Annotated in this window: 10 protein-coding genes; 6 read left to right on the top strand and 4 right to left on the bottom strand. The window is 49.3% G+C overall.

What is annotated here, in order from left to right; translation table 11 throughout:
- The first annotated feature begins 17 nt into the window (after nucleotides 1–17).
- Nucleotides 18–572 (top strand): response regulator, encoded by a 555-nt coding sequence (locus AV929_RS20780; protein ID WP_064289226.1) that lies wholly within the window; start codon nucleotides 18–20, stop codon nucleotides 570–572.
- A 694-nt stretch (nucleotides 573–1,266) separates the two neighbouring features.
- The gene (locus AV929_RS20775; RefSeq protein ID WP_080510119.1) at nucleotides 1,267–2,670 is read left to right on the top strand and encodes an AAA family ATPase; all 1,404 of its coding nucleotides are present in this window, start codon (nucleotides 1,267–1,269) and stop codon (nucleotides 2,668–2,670) included.
- A gap of 314 nt (nucleotides 2,671–2,984) precedes the next feature.
- Here AV929_RS20775 and AV929_RS20770 read toward each other — a convergent pair whose 3' ends face one another.
- On the bottom strand, nucleotides 2,985–3,974 hold the full coding sequence (locus AV929_RS20770) for a hypothetical protein (RefSeq protein ID WP_155120796.1): 990 nt from the start codon (nucleotides 3,972–3,974) through the stop codon (nucleotides 2,985–2,987).
- Nucleotides 3,975–4,114: 140 nt separating this feature from the next.
- Between AV929_RS20770 and AV929_RS20765 the strand changes: the two genes are divergently transcribed.
- On the top strand, nucleotides 4,115–4,672 hold the full coding sequence (locus AV929_RS20765) for a response regulator (RefSeq protein WP_064289224.1): 558 nt from the start codon (nucleotides 4,115–4,117) through the stop codon (nucleotides 4,670–4,672).
- Between the two features lie 332 nt (nucleotides 4,673–5,004).
- On the opposite strand, the gene AV929_RS20760 is transcribed toward AV929_RS20765, so the two are convergent.
- Together AV929_RS20760 and AV929_RS20755 are read right to left on the bottom strand one after the other, a co-directional pair.
- Nucleotides 5,005–6,447 (bottom strand): hypothetical protein, encoded by a 1,443-nt coding sequence (locus AV929_RS20760; RefSeq protein WP_064289223.1) that lies wholly within the window; start codon nucleotides 6,445–6,447, stop codon nucleotides 5,005–5,007.
- A 464-nt stretch (nucleotides 6,448–6,911) separates the two neighbouring features.
- The gene (locus tag AV929_RS20755; RefSeq protein ID WP_155120795.1) at nucleotides 6,912–8,783 is read right to left on the bottom strand and encodes a hypothetical protein; all 1,872 of its coding nucleotides are present in this window, start codon (nucleotides 8,781–8,783) and stop codon (nucleotides 6,912–6,914) included.
- Between the two features lie 252 nt (nucleotides 8,784–9,035).
- Between AV929_RS20755 and AV929_RS20750 the strand changes: the two genes are divergently transcribed.
- From AV929_RS20750 to AV929_RS20740, 3 genes are all read left to right on the top strand, one after another.
- Nucleotides 9,036–9,482: a hypothetical protein gene (locus AV929_RS20750; protein WP_064289221.1), complete on the top strand. Its 447-nt coding sequence runs from the start codon at nucleotides 9,036–9,038 to the stop codon at nucleotides 9,480–9,482.
- A gap of 123 nt (nucleotides 9,483–9,605) precedes the next feature.
- On the top strand, nucleotides 9,606–13,490 hold the full coding sequence (locus AV929_RS20745; protein WP_064289220.1) for an Eco57I restriction-modification methylase domain-containing protein: 3,885 nt from the start codon (nucleotides 9,606–9,608) through the stop codon (nucleotides 13,488–13,490).
- Between the two features lie 16 nt (nucleotides 13,491–13,506).
- Nucleotides 13,507–14,052, top strand: coding sequence for a TATA-box-binding protein (locus AV929_RS20740; RefSeq protein WP_064289219.1), 546 nt, complete (start codon nucleotides 13,507–13,509; stop codon nucleotides 14,050–14,052).
- Here the strand turns inward: AV929_RS20740 and AV929_RS20735 are convergent.
- The gene (locus AV929_RS20735) at nucleotides 14,034–15,704 is read right to left on the bottom strand and encodes a hypothetical protein (RefSeq protein ID WP_155120794.1); all 1,671 of its coding nucleotides are present in this window, start codon (nucleotides 15,702–15,704) and stop codon (nucleotides 14,034–14,036) included. The genes AV929_RS20740 and AV929_RS20735 overlap by 19 nt on opposite strands.
- Nucleotides 15,705–15,984: the final 280 nt, after the last annotated feature.

Genomic DNA, 15,984 nt, shown 5'->3' with positions numbered 1-15,984 from the left:
TTGTCAGATACATCATGATGCATTCTGCAACCCAGGTAAGAACGGATACCGACCAAAATTCAGTTTTCATCGTCGACGACGAGAAGGATCTGCTCCTGTTGTACGAAGAGATTCTCGAAGACAAATACGATGTACGAACTGCTACAAGTGGTCCTGAAGCCCTCCAGAAAATCGACTGTTCGGTCGATGCCGTCCTACTCGATCGAACGATGCCAGAGATGTCTGGTGACGAAGTGCTGGGTATACTTCGCGAAGAAGGGCTTAATGTTCCTATCGCGATGGTCACCGCAGTCAAGCCTACCGAAGAGGTCGTTGACTTGCCTTTTGATGAGTACATGACAAAACCCATCACTCCTAACGAGGTGCTCGATCTGGTAAACACGTTGATGACACGGAAAGAGTACCATCAAGCCAGCCAAGAATTGTTTAGACACGTATCAAAGAAAACTGTGCTCGAGAGGGCAAACTGCGACAGGTCAGACGAGTATGAAGACCTCGTCGAAGAGATAGCAGATTTACGGGAGAATATTCGGTCTATTCTTAACGATATCTCTTCGACTAATCCAAGCTGAAAGCTTCGTTAGTACCGAATTTTCCTTGCCCAATAGGATTTTTAGCTTAGATACCACGCACAGGAGTAAAGTGGAATTTGGGGTCAAAGTTCTTTTTGCAGACACACACCATGCACAGGAGTAAACGAGTCCTGGAAAGGCCAGAATTCATCTACTACAGACACACACCGCGCACAGGAGTAAACAGAACAGAAATGAATCGAAGCATCCTTTTGAATCTGCAGATCTCAGGAGTCTATATCCGTAGAATCAGGAGATATATAGAGTATAGACGATCTGGATAAGGACTCCGGACGCGACTAGGAGTCGTATCTGAATGACCATAGTGAAGGCGAAATAACCTTTTCTTCGCCTTCTCTAGCTGGTTTGCAGTTACTGTTATGCTGTTATTGTATTAAAACTTCCCATATTTATATATACTTTCTGAAACACTGTCTTAGACATTCTACTCAGTGTTTCTTGTGTTTGAAGACGGTATACAGTGGATTAGAGCCAATTCTTCCCTCCCATTGTCTGGAGTTTTACTCCTGTGCGCGGTGTGTGTGTCCTCCTATATCTCCCGGTTACTATTGCGCACACTTTCTGAATAATCCCGACTCCTTCCCAAATGCCGGTCTTACAAGGCTCCTTACGCCGGGTTTACTCCTGTATCCACTAGATAGTTTTATTATCCCCTAAGAGTAAGATAATAACTATGCCCGATGACGGCCCCATCTCAGACATAGATGACGACATCAGGGATGAACAACCACCGATATCCCGTGACAATTCTGACAATGATTCTATTAGTAGTATCGAAGATGAATTCGAGATGGAGCGAGTTACGGTATTTAAAGATGAAACGCTCCTCCATCCCACAAACCTCGTCGACGAAGACCGTATTTATGGCCGGGACAAGCAATTGGACTCAGTCATCCGCCAGCTGAAACCAGCTTTAGATGAAGTGCCACCCAAGGATATGATTCTCCACGGGCCATCTGGCACCGGAAAATCGCTCATCATCGGGACAGTCACTAATAAGCTTGTCAAAGTCGCTGAACGGAGAGGGTATAATATCGCAGTTATCAAGCTCAATTGTGTCGATATCAAGACAGAAGACGCAGCTGTCTACAACCTTGCGAAGAAACTGGCTCGAGAACTTGATGTGCCCTTTGACCTCGCTCGGAAGGGTATCTCTACGAACAGAAAGTACGAGAAGCTTTATGATCTGATCCGCGAGCATCTCGATCTCACAATATTCGTTCTTGATGAACTAGATAGTCTGGTTGGTGGTCGACGAACTAACAATGAACCACCTGCTTACTCAAATCTCCTCTACAACCTCACGCGGGCAACAGATATTGCAGACTTAGAACATCAAGTCACCACCGCTGTTCTAACCAACGACGCTGACTCGCTAGTCCAGGGTCTCGATTCAAGAACAGAGAGCTCTTTCTCTCCCCGTGAAATTCTATTTGACGATTACAACGCGACTGAGCTCCGTGAAATTCTCCGTCGTCGTGAAGACGCGTTTCAGGAAGGGGTTCTCGAAGATGATGTTATACCGCTAACCGCAGCTTATGCAGCACAGGGTGAGGGCGATGCCAGAAAAGCGATTGATCTGCTCCACTCAGCTGGTGAAATCGCTGACGACAAGGGAAGTCCCGTTGTTACGGAAGATCACTGTCGGGAAGCACAAACCAAGGTCGAAGTCGAGTACTCGGTTAGAGAGATTCGGAACGCGAGCATACAAAAGAAGACTCTCATTTTCGCAGCCGCCCTCTGTGACCTGTACAACGACACCGATATCGATGGAGTACCGGGCCAAATCGCACACAATGTCTATGAGAAGATCGCAGAAAGTGAGGACATGGACAAACGGAGCCGGAGCCGGACGCGAGTGTGGTTCAACGAATATGTGACGAATAGCCTCTTCACTTCGGAAACAAAAGGCTACGGTCGCGGAAAAGGCAAGCACACCCACTATTACTTCCAGAAGGACCCTAATAACATCCGAACCGAGCTCGTCAACTCCGACGACCGTCTTCAAGACGTTCACAACGACCGAGAACTATTCCGTGAGATCGTTCGAAACGAGTACAAGTGGCTGGCTTCCTAACTTTGACCCTATACCGTTAGTCTCTCTCTTCCCCGACCAGGTTGCTGGTTTTACTCCTGTGCGCGGTGTCTCTCCTCAAGAGTAGATAAGAAAATCACACTAGCAACTACCGCTAGTCTTTCGGAACCTTGCTTACTCCTGTGCGCGGTGTGTTCTCTTAGACGCTCGGGACTTCGTTTACTCCTGTGCGCGGTGTGTATTCTCAAAATATATCTATTTTTATCGGTTGTTGTGAATACAGCAATTTTATTCACGGGATTGTAGCAGCCACTTGGTCAGTAGTGGGTTCACGTATCGGTTGCTATCGGAATAAGTTACCCAAGTTCGTACAATTTCTCTCCAACAGGGTACCGATGTTTTTCGGTGAGTCGATACTCGTTGTCCTCAAATAGGTCTTCGAGTTCGTAATCAAACAATGTGATGTCGAGCATCCCTTCCTCGTCACCACCACGGATGTTCTGGCGGAGAGAGTCGAACATCTGCTTAATCATATAGTAGTTGAATAAGGAGAGGTCGTGATATACTTCGTAGTCAAACCATTCTGTCGCCTTGATGAGTTGGTGAATCTCGTCGCTTCCGTCTTTCTGAATCCGCTCGCTTTGGAGGTAGGTGTGAACCGACCCTTCTTCATCAAGCACTGTCTTCTGAGCCTCTTCATCGGTGATGGTGACCGACTTTCGAGATGTGACCACGCGCAGACCGTGCTTATACTCATTGTACAAATCGTTATCGAGGAACCGCGTACCTACTGTCTTCAGATATGTTTCGATGAATTCTACACTTTCACGGAGTTCTTCGCTTTCTTCAAGTGCATCCTCACCTATGCCGCGATAGAACGCATATCGAATATCCTCTTGAGAGAGGCTATCATCAAGAATAACATCACGGATGAAGTCACATATCTGGTGAACTCCTAAATGGCGCATCTTCCGCCACGGGATATAGGAAACACGGTTGGCAATAAAGAGCGAAATGAGAGCCTCAGTGGTGTGGAAGAAGTCGTAGACTGCCTCACTTTTTAACGATAGACGAAGCCCCTCTATGGACTCTTCTTGGAGATCTTCACCACCAAACTCGTTCACGAACTCTTCGAGATTATCTACGAGGATACGGTTTGTCTTCAACTTATAGAACCAGTACTTGTGATCGTATGAGTCGAAGAACTCGCGATTGATGCGATTCTTGTCCTCTTCACTGAGTGCATAACTGATCGTCATAGCTGTCCAATATGCCGGCTGGCATCTAAATACTCTCCACAACTCATCGGTGAGCAGGCAGACCCATTGAACAGGTATCTCAGCCACTAGAATGAATAAAGAAACCGTGTTCACAATAACTGTTATTTACTCCTGTGTGCGGTGTCTAAATAACTAGTCGTTATACGGAACAGCACGACTAAATACGAAGAAAATAAATCGGGATAGTAACTGAAAAGGGCCGATTAATGAACACCACTCAAAAGGGAGACAATGAGTCGAAAGAAGACGAGACCGTCTTCATTATTGACGATGAGGAAGGGATGGTTGTTTTCCTGGAAGATTGTCTTGACGGCCATTATACAGTCAAATCAGACACGAATGCAATACGCGCCTTTCACAGAATCAACAGCTCAGTTGATGTAGTCCTACTAGACAGGAAGATGCCAGAAATGTCTGGCGACAAGCTTCTGGGCCTCCTTCGTGAGAAAGGACTCGACGTTCAAATCGCGATGATCACTGCTATCAAACCAACTGAAGAGATTATGGAAATGCCGTTTGACGACTATCTAGTCAAGCCAGTAGAAGAACCAGAAGTCCTCGGACTCGTCGATACGCTGATAACACGGAAACAATTCCGCCGAGCAACCCAGCGATTCTTCCGTAACATCTCCAAGATACAAGCCCTAGAAAAAGCCAACCGAACTGATACCAAAGAGTACGACAAACTCATCAAGCGGACTGCCGAGCTTCACGGCAAGATCAACGAGATTCTTGACAACATCAACTCCCCAAACTTCAGCTAACTCCTCTCTGATCTACAAGCCGGCCAACACTCCGCTGATTTTCTTGTAGTGCGAATGGACCGTAACAGTAGTTGATAGCGCGGTTTTGTTCAGATCTGTCCCTGAAACTGAAACGGCCAATCGGTACATACAGAGTACGGCCTCAGTACAGACGTTAGACCCGGAAAAAGAGTAAGATGGTACAGAGCAAGTCGAACTCACTGATTTCGACTATTTCTGAAGAAGAAAACCGTACTAGCAACGACTGTTTGACCAGTATAGCAGGTGGAAAAGCAGAGAACAGTGTAGATGTACGAATTATGTTCTTCGGGTGAACTGCCTTTCTTGACCGGTTAATCTTCCACTGGCCCAGATAACTCAGACGGATCGAGATCATCGATTAACGGGAATAGCCCCTCACCAGCTACCGTTTCAACAGTATGCCGTCGTAGTAACCCACGGTCATTATCAGTCAGTGTTCGGATTCGGTTCGGGAATCCGAGAACGCGCAGGTACTCATCGACGAACTCCACCATTTCTGCAACGGCACGTTTGGTGAACTGATACGCATCAATGCTCGTGTGTTCCGTAATAGTGGGGCTCTCACGTTCTGGCGTGATAATCCCCCACTCAGTCATCAGTTCATTCGGAAGTACGGAATCATCAAGCTGTGTGTAGTACTTCTTGAAATCCTCCCTATCGTCTTCGGAGAGAGTGGTTAGCCAGATTGAGTGCGACCCCCATTCTACCATGTTGTCTCCAGTTACAGTATGCCCCGGGCCACGCTTGATCACGCCACTTTGATGGATGATGTCGTTTCGGAAGATGTGCAGCAGTTCGATGAATGGGTGGTTTTGCTGTACATGTAGCCACGCGTCTTCGTTTTCCTCTTTTAGTGCCTGGAGAACCGGATTACTACCTACTCGAAGGTTCGTGTTTCTGTCGCTCACATCAACGTCGAGTATGTCTCGCGTGTGCAACGCGAGGACATCACCGATGCCGGTCAGGAGTGAGATGCAGTTGTTGAAGTGGTATCTTACCATGATATCGGTGTGATTTCCGGTACCACGATAGTGCTGGGTGCCAATCTCGTCGATTCCGACGCAGAGAGACTCGATTCGGTCGATCATTGATCCTAGGTATTCGTTTGCGCTGAGATGCGGGACGAGTAGTCGTGAGAGGCTCCAGCACCAGTTCGTTCGTCCAATCCGGTATGTTCCGGGGCGATCGCTGTCAGCAGGTGGGTAGAATTTGAATTCGTTGTTGTTTCGGAAGTATATACCAGTGAATTCGACGGCTTCCCGGGCGCTCATCAAGTGTAAGCGCTCGCGCTTGTGTTTACAGAATTCGTGTTCTATTTCGTATCGGTTTCGAAGAAGACTCGTTCGTTCAGTGATGAAGATATCGAGATTACACTCATTGGAGAGCTGTGTGAGGGATTCGAATATGTCGATGAGGGCGATATCGTCTGTTTCTGGTTGTGGTTCGGTGTAGTCTCCACGAGTGGCGAGAGCGTCGTGCCGGTCGGGAAAATAACTGGTTTTGAGGGTTTTGTCGCCCCAAGAGATTTCTAGGTCTGTTTCTTCAGGGTTCCGGTCGACCGAGAGTGATGTAATGGCGTCAAGTTCGGAGGAGTGTGCTTGTTCAGGGGTTCGATAGAAGGAGAAATCGTCGTGCCAAGTGTAGTGGAGGAGTCGTTCGAGTGGTGAGTAAGGGGCGACGTGTGAATCGAGGCTTTTGGTGTCGAGGATGTATCGTATTGTGGTAGTGTCTGGGAGGATTTCGCGGGAATCCATTTGTTTTGGTGTGTTTGTCTACTGTCCTAAGTGTTTGCGTGAGGAGCGGTGGAAGTCGTGAACTGAAGTGTGGTGTTTTCCAGTGGTGAAGTCAGGTGTGGCGGTGTAAGTTGTGAGTGTGACCTGTGGATTACAAGTTCAGGAGTGGGCACGTTTCTGGACAACACGCAACCCACCGACTTGCGGCTTTACCCCAAATAGTTTTGACCAGTAGAGATCAACAAGTCACCTAATTGGTGGTTTGTAGGAATCCAAACGCTGAATCTGTGGAAGCCATAGGTTCGGAGGATAGGGGTAGTAACAAACGAAACACGGGTTGAGAGCGGTATTTGAGCTACTAGCAGCAGAAACAGTTGCTCGCCAGAACGGTTGATAGACAGACTACGATTTCACAGGAGAATGACCGCAAAAACAGGTCGAAATACCGAGAGGTGTCACTACCGACCTACGGATGAACCCGGAACTCACGCGGGCGCGTCTGGTGGGTCGAATCCCCGACCGAACAACAGGACGATAGAAGAGGCAAGATAGTCGCTCAGTGGAAGTACCGTGTCCAACCGCTTCTCGTGCTTTCCCCGTCCATAGTGTTCATCCGCTTCCGAAATCAGCACCTTCAGCGAATGGTCCGTCACGCGCCACATATTGTAGAGCAAGCACGAAAACACGAACGAAAAGAACCGCATCCGGTAGTCCCTCGACGCGATTGACGGAACCAGCGGCGTTATCATCTTGTACTCGATCTCTATATCCCATCTGTCCGAGTACCGGTTCGTGAATCCGAGTGCGTCCATTGGGGAAATCTCGTCCGACCTGTTCGTCACGAACAGCGCATAGGGAATCTCTCGCTCCGGGCTCGTGTCCCACTTCTTCCGATCAGCGGGGACGTGCATAAACGTCACATCGTGGCTGTAGCCGTTCTCTCTCAGTCTCTCGTCGGATTCCACGTCAACATACGCTACATCGTCCTGCACGTACAGCGAAGCATCCTGCTCCACTAGCGACTTGAGCTCGCTATCCTCACGGACCTTCTCGGCGTCTGCTCGAAGCCGTTTTGAGTCCGTTTTCTTCGGAATCAGGTAGTTCACGTCGTGCTTCTGGTCTAAAACGTGGAACACACCGTGGCTGTCGAAAGCACGGTCGGCCATAACCAGCTGAATGTCGACAAGCTCGCGGGCCTGTTCGAGTAGCCGGTCAACCACTTCCGCCCACGTAGACGTGTCGCCGTCGTCGCCCTCCCAGTTGGAATTGTGACGGACTGGTTCGATAGCGAGTACCAGCGGTGCGTTCCGACCGACGATAGTGAGGGTGGCGTACTGAAACTCGTAGACACTATCCTCTTTGCCGCCGTTGACCATCTCCGGGTATTCGGGTTTCGGAACTCTCGGTCGTCCGTTGACCCACACGCGCTCGTCGTCAGGTTGGATATCATCGTCGCCCTTCCACGGCGAGACGTGGTACGGGACGTTCGTCACGTCGATAGCGGCGACGACTGGCTCCGTGAACGTCTCTGACCCTTTGACGGTCTCAAGCATCCCCTCAACGGCGTCACTGAACTGCTGTTGAACCGTCGTAGCGATGCTTCGCCAGTCGGGGACCGGCGTCCGATTTGACTCTGTCGTAGAGTAATCGGTGAACGTGTACTGGTAGTCTGAGGGCGTTCCGAGTTTCTTTACGGCCCGCGTGTGGGTATCGTGATGGAGCGCGTCTGAGCGGAACTTATTGAACGACCGATAGGCGGCTCGTGTCCCCGCCGTGTCCATCAGGCTCATTAGCGTCTGATGCTCCCATACTGTCCGGTCGTCGTGTTTCGTATTCGCGGCTCTACCCGTGTCAAATGCCGGAACAACGGTATCCAAGAGCGATTCAATAACGCCCGGCGCGTGGTTGTCGACGTAGTGGTGGAGTGGTTGTCGACTCTCCCTCACTTCCGATGGGTCCGGGTTCGTGTCTCCCTCTGCTAACTCGGTAGACGAAATTCCTGCCTCGTGAGCTACGTCGCGGATGCCCGCCGCAACATCCTGTATGAACTGCCGGAGGGGACGGGAAAAGCGCCGTCGTTTGGTATGTGAAAGTGCCTGCTGTGTCGGCGGGCTGTCTAACTCAAACCGGGACTGGAGATACGGCCACTGTTCTACACGCTCGGCCACTTCCTTTTGGCTGAATCCCGCTACTTCTTTGTAGAGAAATAGCCGGAACATCGACTCGAAATCAAACACTGAATCTCCATCTCCCCACACACCGTACTCGTCGTGGAAATCGTCTATCGGTACATCGAGATCGCTTATTACCCGAGAAACGTTGTCGTGAACATCGAATAGCGCCTCTGCTTGCGTCACCAACTGCTCCGGGGTGACCGAACCATAAGAAGACATATTTAGTAAAATCTAACCCAAGAAACCGACAGAGAGCGGCGTTACCGCTCTAAATACGATTTTGAAAGAGAGCCGCAATCGGGCAACCAATTCTATTTCACATATCATATCTTTCCGAGTTAGTTCTATTAACGAAGGCTGTTTGATTCAAACACTATCCTAGATAACACCACAACCCAAAAGACCTTCGGCTTAGAAGTGTGTTCAAATCGCACAATGATTGAGGATAAGCAGATTATCGACTTTCTCCAGCGGAAAGGTGCATTAGAAATCTTAGTCGAAATCGGATACAAACCAAAACGGCATACGGACCTGCGTGAGAAGCTCTTGATGAGCTCTAGTACGATTCACGAGCGTCTGACCACGGGGATGCAACTTGACCTGTGGAAGCAATCGCTCGAACAGCAATCCTCGGGTGTCTCAGCGAAGGTCTACGAACTAACTGAAGTGGGGTTAGAGGTGTGGGAGGCTGCAAAAGAAGAGGACTTACGCCGATACCATATGGGTCGCCGTGATGCAGTCCGACAGGTTCGGAATGCGGAGAATGCCGTGCTGCGAGAGGTTTCTCCGCAAGATGCAGAGTGGTGGGATGAAATCGACTCCGAGATCGAAATCGAACGTTTTGAGATGCAAAAACGACTTGACGAATATTTCACCGAATAAACCATTTTTATAATTCTAATAACCACTTCTGCGGAAACTGGTTCTTGCCTTGCCGTTGAATAGGTCTTTTAACAAGTCCACCTGATACAATCTTTTTTAATGTGTGGCTGTCTCGGGTTTGTTATGCCCGACACGTCTGCGATTCTTGATGCCCTCCACGGGATTGCTTCCCGGCTCGATGGGGATATGACTGAGAAGGACGTTGAAAACGCATTTCTCAACGAGAATTTCTACACACACCTCGGTTACGAAGGAACTGGTCACGATCTCCGTAGTGAGTGGACGCTCCCTGACGACCGGCGGCCCGACTACGTTACCCTCGACAACAACGAGTCAGTCACCGTTGTCTACGAGTTCAAGACTACTGGACGCGATCTTACTCCCCACGAAGACCAATTGTTCCACTATGTCGATGAGCTGAAGGCCGATTACGGGGTGCTGACTAACGGACAGGAGTTCCGGCTGTATAGGCGAGATGGACACACTCGAATTGCTGGGTTCGCCCTCAGCGAAGCAACCGAGAGTGACGCTGCTGATATTGGTCACGCTCTCAAAAAGCCGGAGTGGGACATTACTGACCCACAGAGTGTAGACGAATTTCTCTCCCGACTCGATGAAGTGGAACTCGATACTGAACTCGGTCGAGAACACTTCTTCGACACCTTCCGATTAGAGGAGAACAGCCCCTTCGCCGATCTCGTCACAGCGATGATGGACTTGCTGGTGGAGCTTCGAGATGAGAGAGAAGCGAAGTTCGTCAAGGGAGCCTACGACTTTTGGGAAGCCAGCTACGCCAGCGAACCTGATGAAACCCCAGACTCGTGGGAACCATTTATTGATGGGAAACACAGCCTTCGAGACTTCATGTTCTGTCTGGAGAGTGGTCACGCACTTCTCGCACGAATCCTGCTGGCAAAGGCTACAGAAGACAACGATTTCTTCCGCAATACGGCGTACAACGGGATGGACGAATACTTCCAAGGACTCCAAGGATTCGGGGACGATATTAGCCTCGATGCCTACCCTGTCGCTGCTAACGGCCTAATTGAGGACATGGAAGAACATCTCGTTCAGAGTCTTTTCGAGGACGACATTTTCATCTGGTGGACTGACGGCTTCGCGGAGCAAATGACACGATCTCACGCATCGAGGGCCAGTCAATTCGAGGACGTTGCCAAGGGCTCTGGCGAAATTACGAGAATTAGTCCTGCTACAAGAGACAGGTTTAGTGGCGCAATTGCCAACATCATTTTTTCTGTCCTCAAATTTGACTTCTCCGAGATCGAGGGCGACCTTTTGGGCGATCTCTATCAGCATTACTTCGACCCCGAGACACGGAAGGCCCTCGGTGAGTTCTACACCCCACAGGAGGTCGTGGACTACATTATGGACGGCGTAGACTACGACGTTGGAGTATCTGGTGAACGACTTATCGACCCATCCTGTGGTTCAGGTACGTTCCTCGTTGAAGCGATTGATCGCTATGTGGAGGACGTGGAACGGTACAATGACGACCCGGATTGGGAGAAGCACCTCATCGACCTCTGTACGAGTCCGCATATCGTCGGGCTGGACATTCACCCGTTCGCGGTTCTGATGGCGCAGATTCGGTTCATGGTCGCCATTCTCCCACAGTACCGAGATGCGAAAGAAGAGAATCGAGATTTTACAATCCGCCGCCTGCCAATCTATCGAACAGACACACTCCGAAACGAACGCGAGCTGACCGGAATCGACCTCGGTGACGACGGACAGAAGCAGATGACCCTCGATGGGGTGACAGACGACAATCAGGACGTGAAAATTCCCATTCCCCTCCCCGTCGAAGTGGACGAAGACGAGGTTGATGAGACAGAAGATGGGTTCCTCGTCCAACGGGTTCGGATGCCTCTATATGATACCGCTCGCCTGAACGCTAATATCCGCAACTTCGATGAATACTTCGCGGCACTTCAGGGTGTTCTGGACGTTGTGAAGTGGTATATGGAGGAAGAAACGTGGGAATATAGCGGTGGGCTTGAGAAGGGAATCTACCGTTACACGAGCCAAGAGTACGACGGGATTGAGGAGTTCTTCGCCCCCTACGTCGATGATATCCTTGATACAGTTCGGTATCTCCGTGTTGAGCACGGCGACGGTCGCCTATTCAAAATCTTTGAGGACACCGTGTTGGCCCTTGTCGTGAAGAACTACATGGACTACGACTATGTAGTGGGCAACCCTCCATATGTCCGAATCCAGCATCTTCCCGACCAGCAGAAGGCGATGTTGGAACAACTCTATGGGTCCACCACTGGGAACTACGATCTCTACTGTCCGTTCTATGAGCGAGGGCTCGATTTCCTCAAGGAAGGAAGCGGGAAGCTCGGTTACATTACGCCAAATCAGTTCATGGTCACGGACTACGGAGAGGGTATTCGTCGAGTCCTACTCCGAGAAACCCGGCTCGATGAAGTGTATGACTTCCGCGATTCGGGAGTATTTGCAGACGCTACGAATTATCCTGCTATTGTAATTGCGGAGAACGAACCGGATGAAGACGTTAGAGAAAAAAACCAAATCCGATGTGTGAGAGTCAAAGGAAACGTCAATGATGATAGTGGATCTTCAGTAGATGAGGAAATAATAAAAGGAGTACGAGAACACCGAGACGAACCGGGATACTCGGATGACTATATCGACGTGTTCGACTTCCCACAGGCCCAACTGAGTAGTCAGTACTGGGCATTGATGCCTCCTGAAGAACTCTCCGTATTCAACAAACTCGCAGAGAACGGAGATAACCAAATCAAAGATGTGACACAGGGTGTCTTCCAAGGAATCCGAACCAGCGCCAATAAAATCTACATCGTGGACGTATTGGACGCTGATCGGGTCGAGTCACAGGATACAGAGGGTACTGTAACGATAAGCCCGATTGGGGGAAGCAAGGAGTTTGAAGTTGAGAAGGAGCTTCTTCGCCCATTCCTTCAAGGAGACGAAATCGGCCGGTGGCGTGGTGAATGGTCGGGTCGTCACGTCGTTCATCCCTACCGAGTTATCCGAGACGACGAAGGCGATATCGTTGACGCGGAGCTGTATTCTCAAGACTACCTCGAACAAGAACTCCCGAAGACGTGGGACTTCTTCCTTCATTATCGAGAGGAATTGGAAGGGCGAGAAAGTGGTCGAATGGAAGGCGAAGACGACTGGTATGGATACATCTACCCCAAAAATCTCGAACTGTACGAGAACCCCAAAATCATCCAGTCTGAAATCTGTTCGCGTGCCACCTATATGCTGGACGAAGTAGGTACTTGGTACTTCACGACAGGATACGGCGCACTTCTGGAGCCTAGCTACAGGGGTCAGACCAAGGAGATCGTCAGCCAGCTAAACTCGAAAGCTCTTGACTTCTACTTCAAGCACATAGCTGTTATCAAAGCGGGAGGATATTACTCGTACAGAACTCAGTACGTTGAACAACTCCCGTGTATCACCAACGGTGAGGGCCATCTAGAGCAAGAACTCCAAGAAACAATCTCGGACATCACCGACCTGATAGACACCGGAACTCGGACTGATCGGTTCCCCGAGGCGTATCTTGAACAGTATGATGGTAGTCTCGCCTACATCAATTACGAATGGCAAACTCGCCGTTACCCTGTCAACGCCGATATTCAAGAGAAAGCCGATGGCAGGTTCGCTGTAACGGCTGGCCGCTCTGATGAAATTACCGCTCCGCTGATGGACAAGGGCGATAGAGACGAGAGAAAGCTCCGTGCAAAGTACGTCCAAGCCGCCGTTGATGGGCGGAATATGAAAAGCGGCGAAGAGCAAACGATACCGATTCCCGACACTCAGGGCGGAGTTGAACAACTAATGGAGGCGTTGGAAGCCGACAGACAGATCGTTGAGGAGACAAGCATTGAGCAGCTTGAGTCTGAGATCGACCAGACTGTGTATGAACTATTCGACCTAACTGACGAAGAACAAGAAGTCATAGAAGACTACCTCGAAGTCTTCTGAATAGGCGACCTTTGGAATGAGTAATGCTCAGATAGTAAACGTCGTCGGTTCTGGTGTTCTTAGCTATGAGTTCGACTTGGAAGAACTAAGCACGGAGTTCGGTAGCGAGGCCGAGTACGACGTTGAAAATTATCCAGGGATGTACCTCCGCTTCGAGGGGCGGCCCACGATCACGATTTACCGAACGGGCAAGTTCATCATCTACGGAGCGGACAACGTTGATGAAATCTATTCGACTCGGGACTTCTTACTGACCCAGCTCTCTGATCTTGGTGCAATTGAGTCCCCTGAGGATTCGGGATTTTCAATACAGAACGTGGTTTGTACGGGCGAGTTGGAAGGAAACCAGAACCTCAACGCTGTCGCTATCGAGTTGGGATTAGACCGAACTGAATACGAACCCGAGCAGTTCCCCGGTCTGATTTACAGACCTGAGACACGCGATTGCGTCATCCTGATTTTCGGAAGTGGGAAGGTCGTACTAACTGGGTGTGAGAGTTTAGATGCCGCACAGAGAGCATTAGACGCGCTGATCTCTACGACTCAGGATTTAGGTGTGTAAATTTCCAGCTCTCCTTCTAACAACTCGATAAACTCTAGGTCGGTCAGGAACTCTACCCCCTGTTTCTCGATGTAAGAGGGAACGACATTTGATACCACAAACATCCTCACATCGAGGTCAGGCCACTCCTCCGCAAATTGCTGTTCTACTCGATCTTCGCAGTCCCGGTCGAGGTGAGATAAGAATGAGGTTCCCGGCTTTTTATTCAGCCAAGTCTCCACCTTCTCAGGGAATGGTTCCCCCGACTCAGCATCGTAATGCTCGGTATCTTCCTTGTAGACCTTAGAATCAAACTTCTGGTTGAGACGGATTACTCCGCCCGCTGTACGCATATGTGTTTCTGGAAGGAGGAATTTACACTCGATAAACCAGAGTTCGTCATCCGATTGGTTAACCACGATGAGGTCGATCTCACGTTGGTCTGATTTTGTGAACCAAGAGCTGTAATAGCACTCGTAGCCATCGTTTTTCAGAAATTCATAGAGATTATACTCAAATTGTTCACCGCGATTATCACACTCATCATCAAGGAGATCTTGACCGTTCTTTGAATCCCCATTCTCCAGCAGAGGGAATAATTGGAACCGGATGAGCTGATTGTAATATCTTGGATAGAGGATAACGGGTTCGTCCTTCGTAACGGGAGGTCTTCCAGTATCCTGCGTAATGACGTGTTCACGAATGATTTTGAAAAGGAATGGGTGAGCATCTACATTGTTCACACTCACAACGAGATTTTCTCTGACCCCCTCCCAGTCATCGCCAAAGACGTTCTCTCCACATTGGTTGACTCCTTCTTCAGCGGCAACCGGGAGAGTCCCCGTCTCGTCGATGTGAGCTATCCCTTCCTCGGTGAATTGAGAATCAATACAGTCTAAGAATCCTTTTAGATCGAAGGCATCCACGCTATTAGGTAGCGACTTGTGGTAGATTTCATTGAGCGTCTTGTCCGTGGAGAGCATGAAGGCCATCGTGACGATGATCTCGAAAAACGTGCTTGTGAACTCCTGTAACGAATCTATATCGTCAACATCTGTCTTCTCGAAGCTCCGAGCTTCTTCATGTGCCCGGTAGAAGAACTCGATGCCCTCCTTACTCCCGCCAGCAAGACTGTCCAAGCATCGGAGGAAGCAATATCTATATTCCGACTCAAAAAATATGTGTTCACCAACGAATGGTTTGGGATTGTGTGGCTCTACTGGAGGTTTGACAGCATAAACGAACCCGTCCTCAACCTGATCTAACTTTCTGTAAACCGTGTCGATAAGATCGTAGATGAGTCGTATCTTCTCGGGTAGGCCGTCTTCCTGATACTCGAACTGCTTATCTCCGAAACCATCGCGTTCATAGACCAATTTTAGAAGATAACTCGTATAGGCGAACTTTCGCACAGGCAATTCAGAGTCAAATCGATCATAGAACGAGTGCGAGATTCGATTTAGCTCGTCAATCAGGAGCAGTATCAAGTGATTCTTGTCGTACTCACTCAGCATCGCCATCCCTCGATCTTCGCTAAGAAACGCACGAGTCTGATCAATCTGCTCTTGAACCTCCTCAGGATTAACTACGCCTAAATCCAGACAGTTCGGACAATAGAGGCTCTTGGCTCTGTGACCAACCAGCAGGGAAGTACCACAGGTCGAACAAGGCATTAGGAGAAACTTGTGCCCTACCTCACATAATATCTTACCCAATTACGTATAATGATTGAATGCGTCCGATAGCTATCAGATAAATTTTGATTTGTAGGTGGCTACTTGCCGAACCTGTGTGGAAGCAATCCAATCACATTTTGTATAGCGTGATGCAGTTTATCAGAGTGGATTTGTTAACTCACACGGGTTGAGGAGGGTGAAACTAGCCGATTCAGGGGTATAGGTAACTACTCTTGATTAGAATAGTAATCAAGAGTAGATTGAAGTACCCCGACGC

Origin of the sequence: Haloarcula sp. K1, assembly GCF_001647155.1 — an archaeon.
GTDB lineage: Archaea > Halobacteriota > Halobacteria > Halobacteriales > Haloarculaceae > Haloarcula > Haloarcula hispanica.
The sequence above is the reverse complement of the archived record's forward strand: the minus strand, read 5'-3'. Positions and strand labels throughout refer to the sequence as shown.